The organism is Salmonella sp. WC3, assembly GCF_042932255.1.
Lineage (GTDB): Bacteria > Pseudomonadota > Gammaproteobacteria > Enterobacterales > Enterobacteriaceae > Salmonella > Salmonella enterica.
Genome location: NZ_CP170629.1, coordinates 4216342 through 4235155, shown reverse-complemented (window position 1 = coordinate 4235155; position 18814 = coordinate 4216342). Strand labels below are relative to the sequence as shown.

Genomic DNA, 18814 nt, shown 5'->3' with positions numbered 1-18814 from the left:
AGATTATTTTTCATGAAGGTAAATATCGATACCAGCGATATGCTGTATGCCGAAGCATGGCGTGATTTTAAAGGTACGGACTGGAAAGAAGAAATTAATGTCCGTGATTTTATTCAGCATAACTATACGCCCTATGAGGGGGATGAATCTTTTCTCGCCGACGCGACGCCAACGACCACGGCGTTGTGGGAAAAGGTGATGGCGGGAATACGTATCGAGAACGCGACCCATGCGCCGGTGGATTTCGATACCAACATCGCGACGACGATTACCGCGCACGATGCGGGGTATATTGAAAAAGATCTGGAAAAAATCGTCGGTTTACAAACGGATAAGCCGCTTAAACGCGCTTTGCATCCGTTTGGCGGCGTTAACATGATCAAAAGTTCATTCCACGCTTATGGCCGCGAAATGGACGCCGATTTTGAATATACCTTTACCGACCTGCGGAAAACCCATAATCAGGGCGTATTCGATGTTTACTCGCCGGATATGCTGCGCTGCCGTAAATCCGGCGTATTAACCGGTTTGCCGGATGGTTATGGTCGCGGGCGCATTATTGGCGATTATCGTCGCGTCGCGCTGTATGGCATCCGTTATCTGGTACGCGAACGCGAGCTGCAATTCGCCGACCTGCAGTCGAATCTGGAGCAGGGACAGAATCTTGAGGCGACGATTCGCCTGCGTGAGGAGTTGGCGGAGCACCGTCGCGCGCTGCTGCAAATGCAGGAGATGGCGGCGAAATACGGCTATGATATCTCCCGCCCGGCGCGGAACGCGCAGGAAGCGGTACAGTGGCTCTACTTCGCCTACCTGGCAGCGGTAAAATCGCAAAATGGCGGTGCAATGTCGCTGGGAAGAACCGCGTCGTTCCTTGATATCTACATTGAGCGCGATTTCAACGCGGGCCTTCTGACAGAGCAGCAGGCGCAGGAGCTGATCGACCATTTCATCATGAAGATCCGCATGGTGCGCTTCCTGCGCACGCCGGAATTTGATTCGCTCTTTTCCGGCGATCCGATCTGGGCCACCGAAGTTATTGGAGGGATGGGGCTCGATGGCCGCACTCTGGTGACGAAAAACTCCTTCCGTTATCTGCATACCCTGCACACGATGGGACCAGCGCCGGAGCCGAACCTGACCATACTGTGGTCAGAAGCGTTGCCGGTGGCATTCAAGAAATATGCTGCGCAGGTCTCCATCGTGACCTCATCTTTGCAGTATGAAAACGACGATTTAATGCGTACCGACTTTAACAGCGACGATTACGCCATCGCTTGTTGCGTCAGCCCGATGGTCATCGGTAAGCAGATGCAGTTCTTCGGCGCGCGCGCCAACCTTGCCAAAACGTTGCTGTACGCTATCAATGGCGGCGTTGATGAGAAACTGAAAATCCAGGTCGGGCCGAAAACCGCGCCGTTAACGGATGAGGTGCTGGATTATGACGCAGTAATGGAGAGCCTCGACCATTTTATGGACTGGCTGGCGGTGCAGTACATTAGCGCGCTGAACATCATTCACTACATGCACGATAAGTACAGCTATGAAGCTTCGCTGATGGCGCTGCACGACCGTGATGTGTATCGGACGATGGCGTGCGGCATCGCCGGACTGTCGGTGGCGGCGGATTCCCTGTCCGCCATCAGGTACGCTCAGGTGAAGCCGATTCGCGACGAAAATGGCCTTGCCATCGACTTTGCTATTGAAGGCGAGTATCCGCAGTACGGCAACAACGATGAGCGCGTGGACAGCATCGCCTGCGACCTGGTGAAACGCTTTATGCAAAAATTAGCGTGTTGCCGACGTATCGCAATGCGGTGCCGACGCAGTCCATTTTGACCATCACCTCGAACGTCGTGTACGGGCAGAAGACCGGCAATACGCCGGATGGACGCCGCGCCGGAACGCCGTTCGCGCCGGGGGCGAACCCGATGCACGGTCGTGACCGCAAAGGGGCGGTAGCCTCGCTGACGTCGGTGGCGAAACTGCCGTTTACCTACGCCAAAGACGGTATTTCGTACACCTTCTCGATTGTGCCTGCGGCGATCGGGAAAGAAGATGCGGTGCGGAAAACCAATCTTGTCGGCCTGCTGGACGGCTATTTCCATCATGAAGCACAGGTAGAAGGCGGGCAGCATCTGAACGTCAATGTCATGAACCGTGAAATGTTGCTGGATGCGATTGAACATCCGGAAAACTACCCGAACCTGACGATCCGCGTTTCCGGCTATGCCGTGCGCTTCAATGCGCTGACTCGTGAGCAGCAACAGGACGTTATTTCGCGCACCTTTACTCAGGCGATGTAACGTGAACGGGGCGATCGTGTGGATCGCCCCGCGACGGATCTTCACTGAACGGTAATCTTAGGGGGAGATATGATTAGCGCATTTGATATTTTTAAGATTGGCATTGGACCTTCAAGCTCCCATACCGTAGGGCCAATGAATGCAGGAAAATGTTTTATCGATCGGCTGATCGACAGCGGCGACCTGCCGCGAACGACGCGCATCACGGTTGATCTTTACGGATCGCTATCGCTGACGGGCAAAGGCCACGCGACCGATACCGCCATCATTATGGGGCTTGCGGGCAATACGCCGCAGGATGTCAATATTGATAGCATTCCGGCGTTTATCCAGGAGGTTGCCCGCAGCAGCCGTTTATCGGTGGCGGGTGGCGCGCATGTGGTGGATTTTCCCGTCGCCGACAGTATTCTCTTTCACGCTGAAACCCTGGCGCGCCATGAAAACGGTATGCGTATTACCGCCTGGAACGGACAAGCGCCGCTTTTACACAAAACGTATTACTCTATTGGCGGCGGCTTTATTGTCGAAGAGGAGCGTTTTGGTCAGTCGCACGACGTAGAAAAATCGGTGCCGTATGATTTTCTTATTACAAGAAAGTACCTGCACCTCACGTTCTGCATATCGCCTTGCTGCGGCACGAAAAATAAAAAAACCTCTACCTACACATTGAGCGAGAATTCTATGGAATCGGCTAGTAATACCAGCGTAATCCTCGACGCATCAGCCCCGGCGCGTCGGGCAGGGATGACAGAAAGCGAATGGCGTGAAGCCATCAAATTTGATAGTACCGACACCGGTTGGGTTATTATGAGTATCGGGATGGCGATCGGCGCAGGGATCGTTTTTCTTCCTGTCCAGGTTGGCCTGATGGGACTTTGGGTCTTTTTACTCTCTTCTATTATTGGCTATCCGGCCATGTACCTGTTCCAGCGGCTGTTTATTAATACGCTGGCGGAATCCCCGGAATGTAAAGACTACCCCTGCGTGATCAGCGGCTATCTGGGCAAAAACTGGGGTATTTTATTAGGCGCGCTGTACTTTGTGATGCTCGTCATCTGGATGTTCGTCTATTCTACGGCGATTACTAACGACAGCGCCTCTTATCTGCATACTTTCGGCGTAACGGAAGGATTGCTTTCCGATAGTCCATTTTATGGTCTGGTGCTGATCTGCATCCTGGTAGCGATTTCCTCACGCGGTGAAAAATTACTGTTCAAAATCTCCACCGGCATGGTGCTGACCAAGCTACTGGTAGTGGCGGCGCTGGGCGTCTCTATGGTGGGTATGTGGCATCTGTATAACATTGGCGCGCTGCCGCCGATGGCCCTGCTGATTAAATCGGTATGGTGGGCTGTTTAATTCCGGCATGGTTGGTCTACAAGGTTCCCGCATTGCACAAATATAAAGGCGCTTCGTTGTACCTGATTATTATTACCGGTCTGCTGCTATGCGTTTCTCCGTTCCTGGCATTCTCTTGATATACCTGAGATTAAGGTTGTTGTTATGTTTGAATCTAAAATAAATCCATTGTGGCAAAGTTTTATCTTGGCCGTACAGGAAGAAGTAAAACCGGCGCTGGGGTGTACTGAGCCAATTTCACTGGCGCTGGCGGCAGCGGCGGCGGCGGCTGAACTTGACGGCACAGTTGAACGCATTGACGCGTGGGTTTCGCCTAATCTGATGAAAAATGGTATGGGCGTTACCGTTCCAGGAACGGGAATGGTAGGGCTACCGATCGCCGCGGCGCTTGGCGCGTTGGGCGGTGATGCGAAAGCCGGGTTGGAGGTGTTAAAAGACGCTTCCGCTAAAGCCGTTGCCGATGCAAAAGCGATGCTGGCCGCCGGACATGTCGCAGTGATGTTGCAGGAGCCATGTAACGATATCCTGTTTTCACGGGCGAAAGTGTATAGCGGCGATAGCTGGGCATGTGTCACGATCGTCGGCGATCATACAAACATTGTGCGGATAGAAACCGACAAGGGCGTGGTATTTACCCAGGCCGATAATGCGCAGGAAGAAGAAAAAACCTCGCCACTGGGAGTGCTGTCTCATACCTCGCTGGAAGAGATCCTGGCGTTTGTGAATGCGGTGCCCTTTGACGCTATCCGCTTTATTCTCGATGCGGCCAGGCTAAACGGCGCGTTGTCGCAGGAGGGACTGCGTGGTTCCTGGGGGCTGCATATTGGTTCGACGCTGGCCAAACAGTGCGATCGCGGTCTGCTGGCGAAAGATCTCTCCACGGCGATTTTGATCCGTACCAGCGCGGCGTCAGACGCCAGAATGGGCGGCGCCACGTTGCCCGCGATGAGCAACTCCGGCTCCGGCAACCAGGGGATTACCGCCACGGTGCCAGTCATGGTGGTTGCTGAACATGTCGGCGCCGATGACGAACGCCTGGCGCGCGCGCTAATGTTATCGCATTTGAGCGCTATCTATATTCACCATCAGCTTCCGCGTTTGTCGGCGCTGTGCGCGGCAACTACGGCGGCGATGGGCGCGGCAGCGGGTATGGCGTGGCTGATAGATGGTCGTTACGACACTATCGCAATGGCTATCAGCAGTATGATTGGCGATGTCAGCGGGATGATTTGCGATGGCGCGTCGAATAGCTGCGCGATGAAAGTCTCTACCAGCGCGTCGGCGGCGTGGAAAGCCGTACTGATGGCGTTGGATGATACGGCGGTGACCGGAAACGAAGGGATTGTGGCGCACAATGTCGAACAATCTATTGCGAATTTGTGTTCGCTGGCGTGTCGCTCAATGCAGCAGACCGACAAGCAGATCATCGAGATTATGGCCAGTAAAGCGCATTAATAATCACGCCCCGGCATGACGTCGGGGCAGCGTGTTGCCCGATGGCGCTGCGCTTATCGGGTCTACCTGTTATCAGCCGGAGCGGGCGCTTGCGCCGCCATCCGGCATGATTTCAGGCTGCGGCCTCTTCTTCTGCCAGCCGGGCTTCGGCGTCCGCCACGATGGCTTCCAGTTCGGTTAGCATCTCTTCATAGCCCAGCGGCACAGTGGCGCTCATCGCCTCCTGTACGGCAGGTTTTACCACGGGCTGACGTTTCTTCGCCGATTTTTTGCTCATCTTGCGACTCCTTTTCTGGCTGGCTACACCGGTAAATCTACCAGTAATGCGCGCAGCGGCGTATCGGCAACCAGCGTAATGTTAGGTTCATCACGAATAAATGCGCCATCTCCGCAGGTTAACGCCTCGCGTTCTTCGTTGTGCGTCATCGCGTGGAACGTACCGTGAATCGACTGCAAATAGGCGCGCGGCCCGTGAAGCTGGAAATTAAGCGATTCGCCTTTCTCCAGCGTAATATGATGTACCCAGACCTGTTGGCGCAGTTGTAAGCTGTTTTGCTCACCGTCGGGCGAGGCAAGAAGCTGTTGTTGCGCCGTCGAGAGTGGGATTTTTTGTACCAGCGCGTTTTCCCGTTCAGGACAGGCGTCAAGCCACAGTTGCATTCGGGTTAACGGCTTAACTTTGCTGAGGTTATGTTCGCTGTAGCTAATGCCCGGCTGCGCGGCGAGCAGCAACGCTTCGCCCGCTTTAGCCTGTACATGGTTGCCGTCGCTGTCGCGGTATTCCGCTTCGCCGTCCAGAATCAGGTTTAAAATATCCACCTTTGGATAAGTTCGAGGCTGAAAAGAGGCGCCCGGCGCCAGCACTTCCTGGTTCAGTACGCGCAACGACGCGTAGCCCAGCAGTGTAGGGTCGAAGTAGTGTCCAAAGGAGAAGGTATAGCGGGCCTGTAGCCATCCGTAGTCTGCCTGTCCACATTGTTTGGCGGTTCGGGTCGTAATCATCGTTATTAACCTCTCTTTACTTCCTTTTATGTTAAGGGGCTGGACGCTGCATTGTTAGCCAGATATTCTGCCCGGTATGTTCAAATTTCCTGAATGAGAACGTTATGGCTAAAGAGAGAGCGCTGACGCTTGAAGCATTGCGTGTGATGGACGCCATTGACCGCCGGGGCAGTTTTGCCGCAGCGGCTGATGAGTTGGGGCGGGTGCCCTCCGCGCTGAGTTACACCATGCAGAAGCTGGAAGAAGAGTTGGACGTTGTACTGTTCGATCGCTCCGGCCATCGTACAAAATTCACCAACGTCGGACGTATGCTGCTGGAACGCGGGCGGGTATTGCTGGAAGCGGCAGACAAGTTAACGACGGATGCTGAAGCGTTGGCCCGCGGTTGGGAAACGCATCTGACGCTGGTCACTGAAGCTCTGGTACCGACGCCTGCTTTTTTTCCGCTGATCGACCGGCTGGCCGCTAAAGCCAATACGCAGCTTTCATTGATTACCGAAGTACTGGCTGGCGCATGGGAGCGGCTTGAGCAGGGACGGGCGGATATCGTTATCGCCCCGGATATGCATTTTCGATCGTCGTCGGAAATTAACTCCCGTAAGTTGTATACGTTAATGAATGTGTATGTCGCCGCGCCTGACCACCCTATTCATCAGGAGCCGGAGCCGCTTTCGGAAGTGACGCGGGTTAAATACCGCGGCGTAGCGGTAGCGGATACCGCGCGCGAGCGGCCGGTATTAACGGTGCAACTGCTGGATAAGCAGCCACGTCTGACGGTAAGCACGATTGAAGATAAACGTCAGGCGCTGCTGGCCGGGCTTGGCGTCGCGACCATGCCATATTCGATGGTGGAACAGGATATTGCCGAAGGGCGGCTACGCGTGGTAAGCCCGGAATCGACCAGCGAAATCGATATTATTATGGCCTGGCGGCGCGACAGTATGGGAGAGGCAAAAGCCTGGTGCCTGCGGGAAATACCTAAGCTATTCGCCGGAAAATAAATAGCGCGCGGCGCTTTAAAAGCGGCGCCGCGCCGCCCTCAGGAAAAACGTTTCGGATCGGGGCCGAAGCGGTTGTTGCCCGGCGTACTATTCTGGCAGTTGAACGCGATGATGATAAGCCAGCCGATAATGGGGATAAGTAGCAACAGTAGCCACCATGCGGAGCGGTCAGTGTCATGCAGACGACGGAACTGCACGGCCCACCACGGTAAAAAGATCAGAACGCCGTAAATGGTGGTCAGAACGCCTTCACCCCCGGCGCGTTGCCAGCCAAGCATGGCGTCCAGCAGGCCCAACACAAAGGTAAAGATGATATTGACCAGAATAAACATCCAGTACTCTTTGCGTCGCGCGCGGCCGCCAAATCCCAGATAATTTTTTAAAACCTTTAAATACCAATCCATTTTCGCCTCAATAATGGTTCAATCACTTGTTTTTAAAGTAATCAAACTAAGAATAGCCGCGAATGAAATGTTGGTAAATATTTGTGGTATTTATTAATAAGGCATCCCGGAGGACGCCTGAAATTAGCCAAAGCGCACGTCGCGCCCGTGAGGTTCGAGCAGATCCTGCCACGGTCCGACAGAAATGATACCTGTGGGGTTAATCGTTTTATGGCTACGGAAATAGTGGTGACGAATATGGTCAAGATTAACGGTTTCAGCAATGCCCGGTATTTGATAGATATCGCGCAGGAAACCGTACAGATTCAGGTAGTCGCTGATTCGGTATTTGTCGCATTTGAAATGAGTCACGTAAACCGGATCAAAGCGTACCAGAGTCGTCCATAAGCGGATATCCGCCTCGGTCAACTGGTCGCCCGTCAGATAGCGGTGCTGTCCGAGAATCTGTTCCAGGCGCGCCAGCGCAGTAAATACCTTGTCTACCGCTTCATCATACGCTTGCTGGCTGGTGGCGAAGCCTGCTTTATAAACGCCGTTATTAACGTTGTCATAAATCCAGCCGTTTAACTCGTCAATTTTGCTTTGCAGCGCGGGGGGATAGTAATCCCCGGCTTTAGCGCCCAGCCCATCGAAGGCGGAGTTAAACATACGAATGATTTCGGCGGACTCGTTGCTGACGATAGTATGATTTTTTTTATCCCATAAGACCGGTACGGTGACGCGGCCGCTGTAGTGTGGATCGGCGTGCAGATACAACTGGTAGAGAAATTCATGCTGATAGAGGGTATCGCCGGTGGCCGCCGGAAAAGTATCATCAAACGTCCAGCCGTTTTCCAGCATCAATGGATTCACGACGGAAACCGGAATAAACGGCTCCAGACCTTTCAGTTTACGGAAAATGAGCGTGCGATGCGCCCAGGGGCAGGCAAGGGAAACGTACAGATGGTAACGATCTTTTTCTGCGGCGAATCCGCCTTCGCCGGAAGGTCCGGGCGCGCCGTCAGCGGTAAGCCAGTTGCGGAAAGCCGACGCTGAACGCTGAAATTTCCCCCCGGAAGATTTGGTGTCATACCAGGTGTCGTGCCAGACGCCATCGATCAGTTGTCCCATGTCTCTCTCCTTCAGATGACAAAAGCGAGGCGCTATTCCCTCGCTTTTTAATTGAGTATAGATTGCTTACCACTTTTTATTCAGCAGACGGTCAAGGCTGAACGCGCCAGGCCCGGTTAACGCCAGTAATAAGAATCCGCCGGCAATGGTCAGGTTTTTCATAAACATCAGCGAGTTTACACCTTCTGCAAAATTGCTATGGAAGATCAATGCCGTCAGCAACGTAAAACCAGCGGTAAAAAGCGCAGTGGTGCGGGTGAGGAACCCCAGCAGAATCGCCAGACCGCCGCCGAACTCAAGCAGTATGGTGAGCGGCAGCAGGAATCCTGGTACGCCCATCGCTTCCATATACTGCTGTGTGCCCGCATAGCCGCTAATTTTTCCCCATCCTGCGGTAATAAACAGAACTGGCATTAAAATACGCGCTATCAGTACACCAACATCTTCTAATTTTTTCATTTTATTCTCCAGAGGGCCGATTCGGCGGCTGCTGCTATTTTCATGAGCAATGACGCGGTTTGGCGCATCATTGTTATCGCTGGAGAGAATCATAAACGTGGCGTGCAGGAATTGTTAGCAAGGAAAATTGCCAAATTTTTTCAAAAAATTTGAGTGATTGCTAAAGAGACGATATGCATAAAAGTATCGCGCCACCAGGTGATAACCTGATGGCGCGATGCTATAAAAGAAAAGATATTAACCGCGGAGCTGTTGTTGACGGAGGGTAGTTTTTACTAGGCGCCAGGCGCTCCAGATACCCAGGCCGCGTTTCGCCCAGCGTACCAACATATTAGGATGACGGATGGTCCAGATGGCCATTACGCTGCTACCGACCAGCGCCCAGGAGCGCAGGCTTAACACCGTATTCCAGCCGCGATCGTACGCGCCGGTGGTCTCCAGCCAGTCGCGACGGCTGGCGGACAGATCCAGCCGTTGCTGCTGGAGCTGACTGAGAAGCAGCGCTTTACGTTTTTCGCGTTCGCCTTTGCTGCTCACGACTGATCGTCCTCCAGAATTTGCCGATCGTTAGCCAGTTCGTGCCGCGTATGGCGCAATAGCGTGGACTGACGCGCTTTGCGCAAAGTCCAGATGCCGCCGATTAGCGCAAGCACTAACAGCACAACTGTGGTAGCGATCATCGCGTTCAAACGGTACTGAGGATCGATAGCCCAGATGACCAGAACCATCAGGCTCATTAAGCCAAACGCCGCGAAGAGCATGGTAAGACCTACCATCAGCAAAAGCTGAAAGAGGTTCGCTTTCTCTTCTTCCAGTTCTACTACCGCCAGTCGCAGCCGGGTTTCCACCATCTCAACGATAATGGTGACAATCCGCTGCCCGATACCCAGTACGCTTTTGCCTGGTCCTTGTGCCTGTCGAGAGTCCGCCATAATTAACGACGCGTCAGCAGTACGCCCAACACCAGACCGACAGCGGCGCCAATGCCTACGCCTGTCCAGGGATTTTCGCGCACATAATCATCGGCGCGGGCGGCGGCGACGCGAGTCTGTTTGGCAATCACATCACCCGTTTCGCCCAGGCGGTAACGGCTCTCTTTCAGCGCGCGCTCGGCTTTGCTACGAATCTTACTCAACTCTTCTTTCGACTTTTCGCCCGAAGAGCTCAGCACTTCTTCAAGCGTATCGGTCAGGGATTTCAACTCAGCGCGCAGATGTTCCGTAGTGTTATCTTTCGACATAGTTTTCTCCAGGTGAGTGAGTATTTACATTCGGCGTTAATTTAGTAGTCTCTGGCCTCAAGTTTTTTTAGCTCATCCTGAGCCTCGGCCAGCTTACGTTCACGTTTGTCTATTTTATCCGCATCGCCTTTTGCTTTTGCCTCGGCTAAATCACGTTGGCGTTCGGCTACCTCTTCTTTTTGCTCAGCGATCTTTTTCTGATGCTCGGCGCGCAGCTTGCTGTCAGTACAATTGGCGCGTACTTCGCTGAGCGCCTTGTTCAGACCCTCAATACGGCGCTGATTGTTGTGCTTTTCAGCGTAGCTAATTTCCTTTTGTATATCCTGCTCTTTTTCCTGACAAAGCGAATTAGCGTAGCTGCCGGCGCTAAGCGTAAAAAGCGTGATAGCCAAAGCGATGCGGTATTTCATTCCTGAACTTTCCCTTATGTTCGGACCCGTTGTCCGGGGCGGTGATCCCGATAATAACGCGGTGGGTTAAACACCGCTTTATTAATCATAGTCATTAAACAATGAAATCACCAAAGTGAGTGATATGATTCGGATTCCTGGAGATTAGCCAAAGCGGTGTGAGCTTTCCCGTAAGCGGGACAGCCACTGTACCGTTTCGTTGTCATCGTCCTGCTGAGCGACGACATAACCGTGTGGTAACGTTTGATCAAGCACTGTTTTTGCTGCGGCGCTTTGCGCAGGGGAATCGAAGGTAATGAGCAACATGTCATTTTTAGGCGTAATGCTTTTAAAATGAATGCCGTTCGCATCCAGATGATGCAGAACTGAGAAGCCGTCTGGCATACTGGCGCCCTGGTTAACCGCGCGAATGGCCAGCGTCGACTCTTGCTGACGCAGCGTTGACCACGTCATCATGAGTATGGTCAGCATCAGTAGAAAAGCGCTGATCCAAATGAGTTGTCGGGCAGTTATGCGTGGTTTAAGCATAAGTTATCCCCGGCTCCCATACTTCTTTTTCCACAGCATGACCAGTGAACCCGCCAGGCCAAAAAAGAGCAGCACCACGGGCAGCAGCATCAGGCATGACATTAACTGATCTTCATACTTCATAAAGACGGGCGTTTTGCCCAGCAGATAGCCCAGCGACGTCAGGATAAGCACCCACAACAAGCCGCTCATCCAGTTGAAGAACTGAAAGCGCGCGTTATTCAGACCGGATATGCCGGCAATGGTGGGCAGCAGCGTTCTGACAAACGCGATAAAACGGCCTATCAATAGTGCCGACAGGCCGTGTTTATGGAAAAGGTGATGGGCGCGTTGATGATAATGTGCGGGGAGATGAGAGAGCCAGTTTTGCACGGTGCGGGTATTCCCCAGCCAGCGGCCCTGAATATAGCTGACCCAGCAACCCAGGCTGGCCGCGACGGTAAGCAGCAAAATGGTTTGTGGATAACCCATCGCGCCTTTGGCGATCAGCACGCCGACCAGGATCAACAGGCTGTCGCCAGGCAAAAAGGCGGCAGGGAGCAGCCCATTTTCCAGAAACAAAATCATAAATAACACAAAATATAACATGCCAATCATGGAAGGATTGGCCAGTGTTTCAAAGTCCTGAGCCCACAGGGCATTCAGCAATTGAGTCAGTAGTTCCATTCAGTATTCCTGGAGAATCGGTTAACGTCACGCCGGTGATCTGAGGTTTGCACTGCCGCAACAGAGTTGGAGTTTTTATCAGCGTTGCGGAAACGGCAAATTCGCGGCCTGAACTATTCCTTGTTAAGTTGTGAAGTAAGCAAGCACTAACACACAAAAATTCAAAATGCATCTAATTGTAACAAAGGTCAACGAAGTCCGTTATAGAAATTACGCGTCGTTGAGCTTTGATTTTGCTTATCGCAAGGGAGGGTGGCGAGAGGATTTACACAGGCTGACACTTTATACTTTACGCTGACCGAGCGCCGCGGCAGACGCCATCTACATATAACGTTACGCGAGGATGTTGCGTGTGGATATAAATTCGCTTTACGTCACAGCCTACGGATTGGGAGATTCAGATCTATCGTTACGCCGGATGGCATACGCCATCCGGCATCGATAATCACTTAGCTACGCAAGGCGTTATTCGCCAGACGTTCGTCCTCTGCCTGGCAGGCTGCCGCAGTGAACAGAACATCGGTAGATGAGTTCAGCGCCGTTTCACACGAATCCTGCAATACGCCGATAATAAAGCCGACCGCTACTACCTGCATCGCGATATCGTTCGGGATGCCAAACATGTTGCACGCCAGCGGGATCAGCAGCAATGAACCGCCTGCCACGCCGGAGGCGCCGCAAGCACACAGCGAGGCCACCACGCTCAGCAGCAGCGCTGTAGGCAGATCCACCGGGACGCCTAACGTATGAACTGCCGCCAACGTCAGAACCGTAATGGTAATTGCCGCGCCGGCCATATTGATAGTGGCGCCCAGCGGAATGGAAACGGAGTAAGTATCCCTGTCCAGATTCAGCTTTTCGCACAGCGCCATATTCACTGGAATATTGGCGGCAGAGCTGCGGGTAAAGAAGGCATAAACGCCGCTTTCACGCAGGCAGGCGAACACCAGCGGATAAGGGTTGCGACGAATTTTCCAGAATACCAACAGCGGGTTGACCACCAGCGCGACCAGCAGCATACAGCCAATCAAGACGACCAGCAGGTGCGCATAGCCCCACAGGGTGGAGAAGCCGGTGGTTGCAAGCGTTGATGAAACCAGACCAAAAATACCGACTGGCGCGAAACGGATCACCAGTTTCACCATAAAGGTCACGGCGTTAGACATATCGTTCACGAGGTTTTTGGTGGTTTCATTACCATGACGCAGGGCAAATCCCAGACCGACGGCCCATACCAGAATCCCGATATAGTTAGCGTTCAGCAGCGCGTCGATGGGGTTCGACACCATGCTCATCAGCAGACCGCGCAGGACTTCTACAATGCCGGACGGCGGCACGATATCCTGGGCGCTACTGGACAAATGCAGGGTTGAAGGGAAGGCGAAGCTGAACACAACGGCCGCCAGCGCGGCTGAAAAGGTGCCTAGCAGGTAAAGAAAGAGAATAGGGCGAATATTGGTTTTTTGGCCGTGCTGGTGGTTGGCGATCGAGGCCATTACCAGCATCAGCACCAGAACGGGGGCGACCGCTTTTAAGGCGCCGACGAACAGGGTGCCAAGCAAGCCAACCGCTTCTGCCGCAGGCTTAGAAATCCATGCCAGTAAAATCCCCAGTACCAGACCCACTAAAATTTGTTTAACCAGACTGCCTTGCGCTAAACGCTGCAGTAGCCCTGATGCTCGTTGCGTAGCCATTTCATGTTCCTTGTATTGTGTTGCTGGTCATCCCCTGCACGCTCTTACGGCGCATCTTTCAGGATGTAACAAAGTGTTTGCCTGGTTGAGTATAAGGAAAGTTGAAGGTTCGGGAAGCGAAATATCCTGGATTTTTTGCTGTGATCATGTTTTATAACTTTATATTAACAGTATTGTGACATGTTAAACAAAAACGCCCGACAGGTGTGCGCTGTCGGGCGTTTTTGACGGGGCAGGTTTACCCCGATAAAAGATTATTGCGCCCGTAGTTTCTTATCGCGCTGATGGTTAACCCAGGCGTTAATCACCAGCGTAATGGTCAGAATACCAAACACTACGCCCAGCGAAATCGCGATAGGAATATGGTAGAAGTCGACGATCAGCATCTTAATGCCGATAAAGACCAGAATGACCGCCAGACCATATTTCAGCATCGAGAAGCGTTCCGCCACGCCGGACAGCAGGAAGTACATCGCGCGCAGTCCTAAGATGGCAAACAGGTTAGAGGTCAGTACGATGAACGGGTCGGTGGTGACCGCAAAGATCGCCGGAATACTGTCAACGGCGAAGATCACATCGCTGAACTCAACCATAATCAGCACCAGCAGCAGCGGCGTGGCATACAGCAGGCCGTTTTTACGTACGAAAAAGTGCTCGTTCTCGATCGTATCAGTCATGCGCAGATGCCCGCGCAGCCAACGCACCATCGGTTTTTCGCCAATGCCGGATTCGTCTTCCTTCGCCAGCGCCATTTTTACGCCGGTAAACAGCAGGAAGGCGCCGAACACATACAGCAGCCATTCGAACTGAGTGATAAGCCAGGTACCGGCGAAAATCATGATAGTACGCAACACGATCGCGCCAAGAACCCCATACACCAGCACCCGGCGTTGCAGAGCCGGAGGGACGGAGAAATAGCTAAACAGCATCAGCCAGACAAAGACGTTATCTACGGCCAGCGACTTCTCAATCAGATAGCCGGTAAGGAACGCCAATGCCTGCGGGTCAGCAACTTCGCGCCCTTGCGTTTCAGCCAGATACCACCAGAAAGCGGCGTTAAACAGTAGCGAGAGCGTTACCCACAGGATTGACCATCCTGCCGCTTGTTTCATCGACATCGCATGTGCGCCGCGGCGCCCCTGCAACAACAGGTCGATGGATAGCATTATCACCACAACAACCGCGAATCCACCCCATAATAATGGCGTACCGACAGTATTCATTATTTCTCCCTATGCAAAAAAAACGGCTAACGCCGAATGGCATTAGCCGCTGCTTTTATGCATAGACCTTGCCATTCGGCAAGGTCTCACTTACAACAATAAAGGAATACGCTGACGCATTCCTTTATGGCTGCCCGGTGACCGGATGTGGTTTTGCATACATCGTAATGACGATCGACCGGCAATGAAGTTACTCCCCTTTGCGCGTAACAAAGTATGACAGGCCACGCGTAGAGTCAATGGCTTGTAACATATGATTTACATAATTTTACGCAGTAAGGGGATGAGTCAGATCGTCCGCCGGGAAGATGACCCCGGTTTGACGGCGTATTTCTGTCAGCCATTTTGCCGTGGCGCGACTTAGCGACAACCCCGGATGTTCCACGGCGTGGTTTTCAATAAGCTGGGCAAACGCCCCGGCTTCATACAGCATGGTATTAATATGCTGAGGCTGGGTCAGATCCTGCATCAGCGCGCCGCGCGGCGCAAAACACACTTTCTGGCATTCCGACAGCTTTTCAATGACCAGCGATCCCCTCTCGCCCTGAATTTCACTGGCCAGTACCGAGTCGCTGACTTTGGAATGCTGTAGCGTGACGCTAAAATCGCCGTAATCCATAACCACGACGCCGTGCGCATCTACTCCGCTTTCCAATAAATTCGCCGACGCCTGAACGCTGCGCGGCTCGCCCCATAGCGCGATCGCCGACGCCAGACAGTAATACCCGATATCCATAATCGAACCATTGGAGAAGGCCGGATTAAATGTATTCGGGTTTTCACCGTTCAGATAGCGCTGATAACGAGAAGAGTACTGGCAGTAATTTAGGAATGCTTTATGCATTCTGCCGATTTTCGGCAACGATTCCCCCAGCAGCAGGAAATTGGGCAGGCAGGCGGTTTTAAAGGCTTCAAACAGTACCCGCTGATTATCGCGCGCGCAGGCGATAGCGGCATCAACCTCCGCCAGGTTAGAAGCCAGCGGCTTTTCGCACATGACATGTTTTTTATGCTGCAAAAAGCGCTGCGTCTGGGAGAAATGCAGGGAATTCGGGCTGGCGATATAAACCGCCTCAATCGCGTCGCTTTGCGCCATCGCTTCCAGCGAGGTAAACAGATGCTCGACGGGATAATCATTTGCGAAAGACTGCGCCTGTTCAAGACTACGGGAGTAAACGGCGGCGAGCCTGAATTTGCCGGTTTCATGGGCGGCGTCGACAAACTGGCGCGTGATCCAGTTAGTCCCAATTACAGCGAAACGTATCATAAACGTCAGCGGACTCCAGAAAGGGATTTTTCGTCAATGTAGCACGCCTTTCCGCCCTTGCCAGTGCGCTGCGACGCACTCTGGCATTTTACTGGCGAGAAGGGCACCCGTGTGCGCTATCAGCCCCAATAGTGACGCCAGCGCCCAGATATTTAGGCTGACGGTGCAAAATTTTGGCATCCAGCACCGCGCTAACCCGCGCCAGCTTTTCCCGAAGTCGTGTGTAGGTTCCGTGCCTTTTATTCAGATCCGGCGCGTTAACGCCGATAGCGTCAATGCCATATTGTTGCGCCAGCCAGATCGCCCGTTGATTATGGAATGCTTGCGAGATAATCGTAATGCGGCTTTCGCCAAACACTTTCCGGGCGCGAACTACGGAGTCCAGCGTGGAGAATCCGGCATAATCACAAAAAATGGCCGCTTCCGGCACACCTTTCGCTATCAGCGCCTGCTGCATCGCCGAAGGTTCATCGTACTCTTTTTTGCCATTATCGCCGCTGACTAACAGCCACTTCACTTTACCGGCGTGATACAACGCGGCGGCAGTATTAATCCGCCGGGTAAAATACCGATTGCCGGGTTTAGCGCCTAACACCAGCCCGACGTTGCGGGCGGGAACGGTCTGAATATCATTCCATGTCAGATGCTGCGAGGCGTTGACGATAAGCCAGTTGGAATAGAAAAGCGCGACGCCTGCTGCGACAAGCAGAAAACACGCCACTGTTAACGCCCGGCGTGTAAAACAGAGGCGGCGGATAAAACGGGCACATTGTGAGAGCATGGTTGTTGCGCGGTTCCGTTGGCGGTGGATAAAAAATACCCTCTACAGATCGTCATCCTTGACGTGGCGGCAGGAAATGAGCGAAATGTGAACGCGCCGATTTTATGCCCACGCCGTTAAAAAGATACGGGGGAAGGGGCATTTTCAGAATTTATTGTGCCGACAGCGCCTGATGCGTCAGCCACAGTCGCGTATCAAACTCCAGTTGATGGTACTGCGGCTCCATATGGCAGCAGAGCTGATAAAACGCTTTGTTATGATCTTTCTCTTTCAGGTGCGCCAGCTCGTGAACCACAATCATCCGTAAGAATGGCTCCGGAGCGTTGCGAAACACGGTAGCGACGCGGATCTCCGCCTTTGCCTTGAGCTTGCCGCCCTGAACGCGCGAGACAGCGGTATGCAGTCCCAGCGCATTTTTCAGCACATGGATCTTGCTGTCATACATCACTTTATTGATGGGCGGCGCATTGCGCAGAAACTGACTTTTCAGTTCCTGAGTATAGTGATATAGCGCTTTGTCAGTGGCGTAATCATGCGCGCCGGGATAACGTTTTTCCAGCACCGCTCCCAGGCGCTGCTCGGCGATTAAGGTGCGCACCAGGGCAAGGAGATGTTCCGGATACCCCTGAAGGTAAGTTAGTGAGGTCATCAAAGCTCCATGTTGCTGATAAAAAGTGTATACTCACGCACCCTTTTCAGGGATAACGCCGCAATTTTACCATTCAGGAGGCCTAATGAGCCACGTAGACGACGGTTTCCGTTCACTGACGCTGAAACGTTTTCCGCAAACGGATGATGTTAACCCGCTTCTGGCGTGGGAGGCGGCCGATGAGTATCTGCTGCAACAGTTGGATGAGACGGAAATTCGCGGCCCGGTGCTGATCCTGAATGATACGTTTGGCGCGCTAAGCTGTGCGCTGGCGGAGCATTCGCCATACAGTATTGGCGATTCGTATTTAAGCGAACTGGGTACGCGAGAGAATTTACGCCATAACGGCATCGCGGAGTCCAGCGTAACGTTTCTCGACAGTACCGCTGACTACCCGCAGGCGCCGGGCGTGGTATTGATTAAGGTACCGAAAACGCTGGCGTTGCTGGAACAGCAGTTACGCGCTTTGCGTAAGGTCGTTACGGCGCAAACGCGTATTATCGCCGGCGCGAAAGCGCGTGATATTCATACCTCTACGCTGGAACTGTTTGAAAAAGTGCTGGGCCCAACCACGACGACGCTGGCGTGGAAGAAAGCGCGCCTGATTAACTGTACCTTCAGTCATCCGCAACTGGCCGACGCGCCGCAAACGCTAAGCTGGAAACTGGAAGATACAGGCTGGACGATTCACAACCACGCGAATGTGTTTTCTCGTACCGGATTGGATATCGGCGCGCGCTTCTTTATGCAGCATTTGCCGGAAAACCTCGACGGGGAGATTGTCGATCTCGGCTGCGGCAATGGGGTGATTGGCCTGGGCTTACTGGCGAAAAATCCGCAGGCGAACGTGGTATTTGTCGATGAATCGCCGATGGCGGTAGATTCCAGCCGTTTGAATGTAGAAACGAACCTGCCGGAAGCATTCGAACGCTGCGAATTTATGATCAACAACGCGCTCTCCGGCGTGGAGCCGTTCCGTTTTAACGCTGTGTTCTGCAACCCGCCGTTCCACCAGAAACATGCGCTGACGGACAATATCGCCTGGGAGATGTTCCATCACGCCCGCCGCTGCCTGAAAATCAACGGCGAACTGTATATTGTGGCGAACCGCCATCTGGACTATTTCCACAAGCTGAAGAAGATTTTCGGTAATTGCGCGACGATAGCAACCAACAATAAGTTTGTTATTTTGAAAGCGGTGAAGCAGGGACGCCGTCGATAAGGCGCTCAAGCGTCATACCGGCCTATAAAACCGGTATG

The 18814-nt window shown here is 53.1% G+C and carries 19 protein-coding genes and 3 pseudogenes; 6 read left to right on the top strand and 16 right to left on the bottom strand.

The window, feature by feature from the left end:
* Positions 1-12: 12 nt before the first annotated feature.
* From pflB to ACFK9X_RS20695, 4 genes and pseudogenes are all read left to right on the top strand, one after another.
* Positions 13-2306, top strand: a pseudogene (pflB, locus tag ACFK9X_RS20710) (formate C-acetyltransferase).
* Positions 2307-2375: 69 nt separating this feature from the next.
* Positions 2376-2888: pseudogene (locus ACFK9X_RS20705) on the top strand (serine dehydratase beta chain); the annotation flags it as partial.
* A 99-nt stretch (positions 2889-2987) separates the two neighbouring features.
* Positions 2988-3784 (top strand): annotated as a pseudogene (locus ACFK9X_RS20700) (hypothetical protein).
* A 25-nt stretch (positions 3785-3809) separates the two neighbouring features.
* Positions 3810-5120, top strand: a complete 1311-nt coding sequence (locus ACFK9X_RS20695; protein ID WP_000463070.1) for a serine dehydratase subunit alpha family protein — start codon at positions 3810-3812, stop codon at positions 5118-5120.
* A gap of 112 nt (positions 5121-5232) precedes the next feature.
* Here ACFK9X_RS20695 and ACFK9X_RS20690 read toward each other — a convergent pair whose 3' ends face one another.
* Both ACFK9X_RS20690 and ACFK9X_RS20685 read right to left on the bottom strand, forming a co-directional pair.
* A complete protein-coding gene (locus ACFK9X_RS20690; protein WP_000039326.1) occupies positions 5233-5397 on the bottom strand; it encodes a hypothetical protein in 165 nt (54 codons plus the stop codon).
* Between the two features lie 23 nt (positions 5398-5420).
* Positions 5421-6122 carry a pirin family protein gene (locus ACFK9X_RS20685; RefSeq protein WP_000633552.1) on the bottom strand — a complete coding sequence of 234 codons (702 nt, stop codon included), beginning with the start codon at positions 6120-6122 and terminating at the stop codon, positions 5421-5423.
* Between the two features lie 104 nt (positions 6123-6226).
* Here ACFK9X_RS20685 and yhaJ point away from each other — a divergent pair, with 104 nt between their 5' ends.
* Complete coding sequence (gene yhaJ / locus ACFK9X_RS20680) at positions 6227-7123, top strand: DNA-binding transcriptional regulator YhaJ (protein ID WP_001041026.1); 897 nt, start codon at positions 6227-6229, stop codon at positions 7121-7123.
* Positions 7124-7161: 38 nt separating this feature from the next.
* On the opposite strand, the gene ACFK9X_RS20675 is transcribed toward yhaJ, so the two are convergent.
* The 14 genes from ACFK9X_RS20675 to ACFK9X_RS20610 form a co-directional block, all read right to left on the bottom strand.
* The gene (locus tag ACFK9X_RS20675) at positions 7162-7527 is read right to left on the bottom strand and encodes a DUF805 domain-containing protein (RefSeq protein ID WP_151117569.1); all 366 of its coding nucleotides are present in this window, start codon (positions 7525-7527) and stop codon (positions 7162-7164) included.
* A 123-nt stretch (positions 7528-7650) separates the two neighbouring features.
* The gene (locus ACFK9X_RS20670; RefSeq protein ID WP_023221320.1) at positions 7651-8637 is read right to left on the bottom strand and encodes a glutathione S-transferase family protein; all 987 of its coding nucleotides are present in this window, start codon (positions 8635-8637) and stop codon (positions 7651-7653) included.
* 66 nt (positions 8638-8703) lie between these two features.
* A complete protein-coding gene (locus ACFK9X_RS20665; RefSeq protein WP_001592732.1) occupies positions 8704-9096 on the bottom strand; it encodes a DoxX family protein in 393 nt (130 codons plus the stop codon).
* A 237-nt stretch (positions 9097-9333) separates the two neighbouring features.
* Positions 9334-9633, bottom strand: coding sequence for a YqjK-like family protein (locus tag ACFK9X_RS20660; RefSeq protein WP_052934858.1), 300 nt, complete (start codon positions 9631-9633; stop codon positions 9334-9336).
* Positions 9630-10028, bottom strand: a complete 399-nt coding sequence (locus ACFK9X_RS20655) for a phage holin family protein (RefSeq protein WP_000785626.1) — start codon at positions 10026-10028, stop codon at positions 9630-9632. The genes ACFK9X_RS20660 and ACFK9X_RS20655 overlap by 4 nt, the downstream gene beginning before the upstream one ends.
* A gap of 2 nt (positions 10029-10030) precedes the next feature.
* Positions 10031-10336: a YqjD family protein gene (locus ACFK9X_RS20650; protein WP_000031219.1), complete on the bottom strand. Its 306-nt coding sequence runs from the start codon at positions 10334-10336 to the stop codon at positions 10031-10033.
* 41 nt (positions 10337-10377) lie between these two features.
* Entirely contained in the window at positions 10378-10746 is a 369-nt protein-coding gene (locus ACFK9X_RS20645; protein ID WP_000877297.1) for a DUF1090 domain-containing protein, read from the bottom strand.
* A gap of 144 nt (positions 10747-10890) precedes the next feature.
* Positions 10891-11274 carry an EnvZ/OmpR regulon moderator MzrA gene (gene mzrA, locus ACFK9X_RS20640; RefSeq protein WP_000917516.1) on the bottom strand — a complete coding sequence of 128 codons (384 nt, stop codon included), beginning with the start codon at positions 11272-11274 and terminating at the stop codon, positions 10891-10893.
* A gap of 3 nt (positions 11275-11277) precedes the next feature.
* The gene (yqjA, locus tag ACFK9X_RS20635; RefSeq protein ID WP_000422143.1) at positions 11278-11940 is read right to left on the bottom strand and encodes a DedA family general envelope maintenance protein YqjA; all 663 of its coding nucleotides are present in this window, start codon (positions 11938-11940) and stop codon (positions 11278-11280) included.
* A 449-nt stretch (positions 11941-12389) separates the two neighbouring features.
* A complete protein-coding gene (gene sstT, locus ACFK9X_RS20630; RefSeq protein WP_000235363.1) occupies positions 12390-13634 on the bottom strand; it encodes a serine/threonine transporter SstT in 1245 nt (414 codons plus the stop codon).
* 254 nt (positions 13635-13888) lie between these two features.
* A complete protein-coding gene (locus ACFK9X_RS20625; RefSeq protein ID WP_001098833.1) occupies positions 13889-14857 on the bottom strand; it encodes a TerC family protein in 969 nt (322 codons plus the stop codon).
* 268 nt (positions 14858-15125) lie between these two features.
* On the bottom strand, positions 15126-16124 hold the full coding sequence (locus tag ACFK9X_RS20620; RefSeq protein ID WP_115276167.1) for a Gfo/Idh/MocA family protein: 999 nt from the start codon (positions 16122-16124) through the stop codon (positions 15126-15128).
* Positions 16125-16212: 88 nt separating this feature from the next.
* Positions 16213-16905, bottom strand: a complete 693-nt coding sequence (locus tag ACFK9X_RS20615; RefSeq protein WP_000951045.1) for a vancomycin high temperature exclusion protein — start codon at positions 16903-16905, stop codon at positions 16213-16215.
* A 151-nt stretch (positions 16906-17056) separates the two neighbouring features.
* On the bottom strand, positions 17057-17554 hold the full coding sequence (locus tag ACFK9X_RS20610) for a M48 family metallopeptidase (protein WP_151117566.1): 498 nt from the start codon (positions 17552-17554) through the stop codon (positions 17057-17059).
* A gap of 85 nt (positions 17555-17639) precedes the next feature.
* Between ACFK9X_RS20610 and rlmG the strand changes: the two genes are divergently transcribed.
* Entirely contained in the window at positions 17640-18776 is a 1137-nt protein-coding gene (gene rlmG / locus ACFK9X_RS20605; RefSeq protein ID WP_151117564.1) for a 23S rRNA (guanine(1835)-N(2))-methyltransferase RlmG, read from the top strand.
* Positions 18777-18814: the final 38 nt, after the last annotated feature.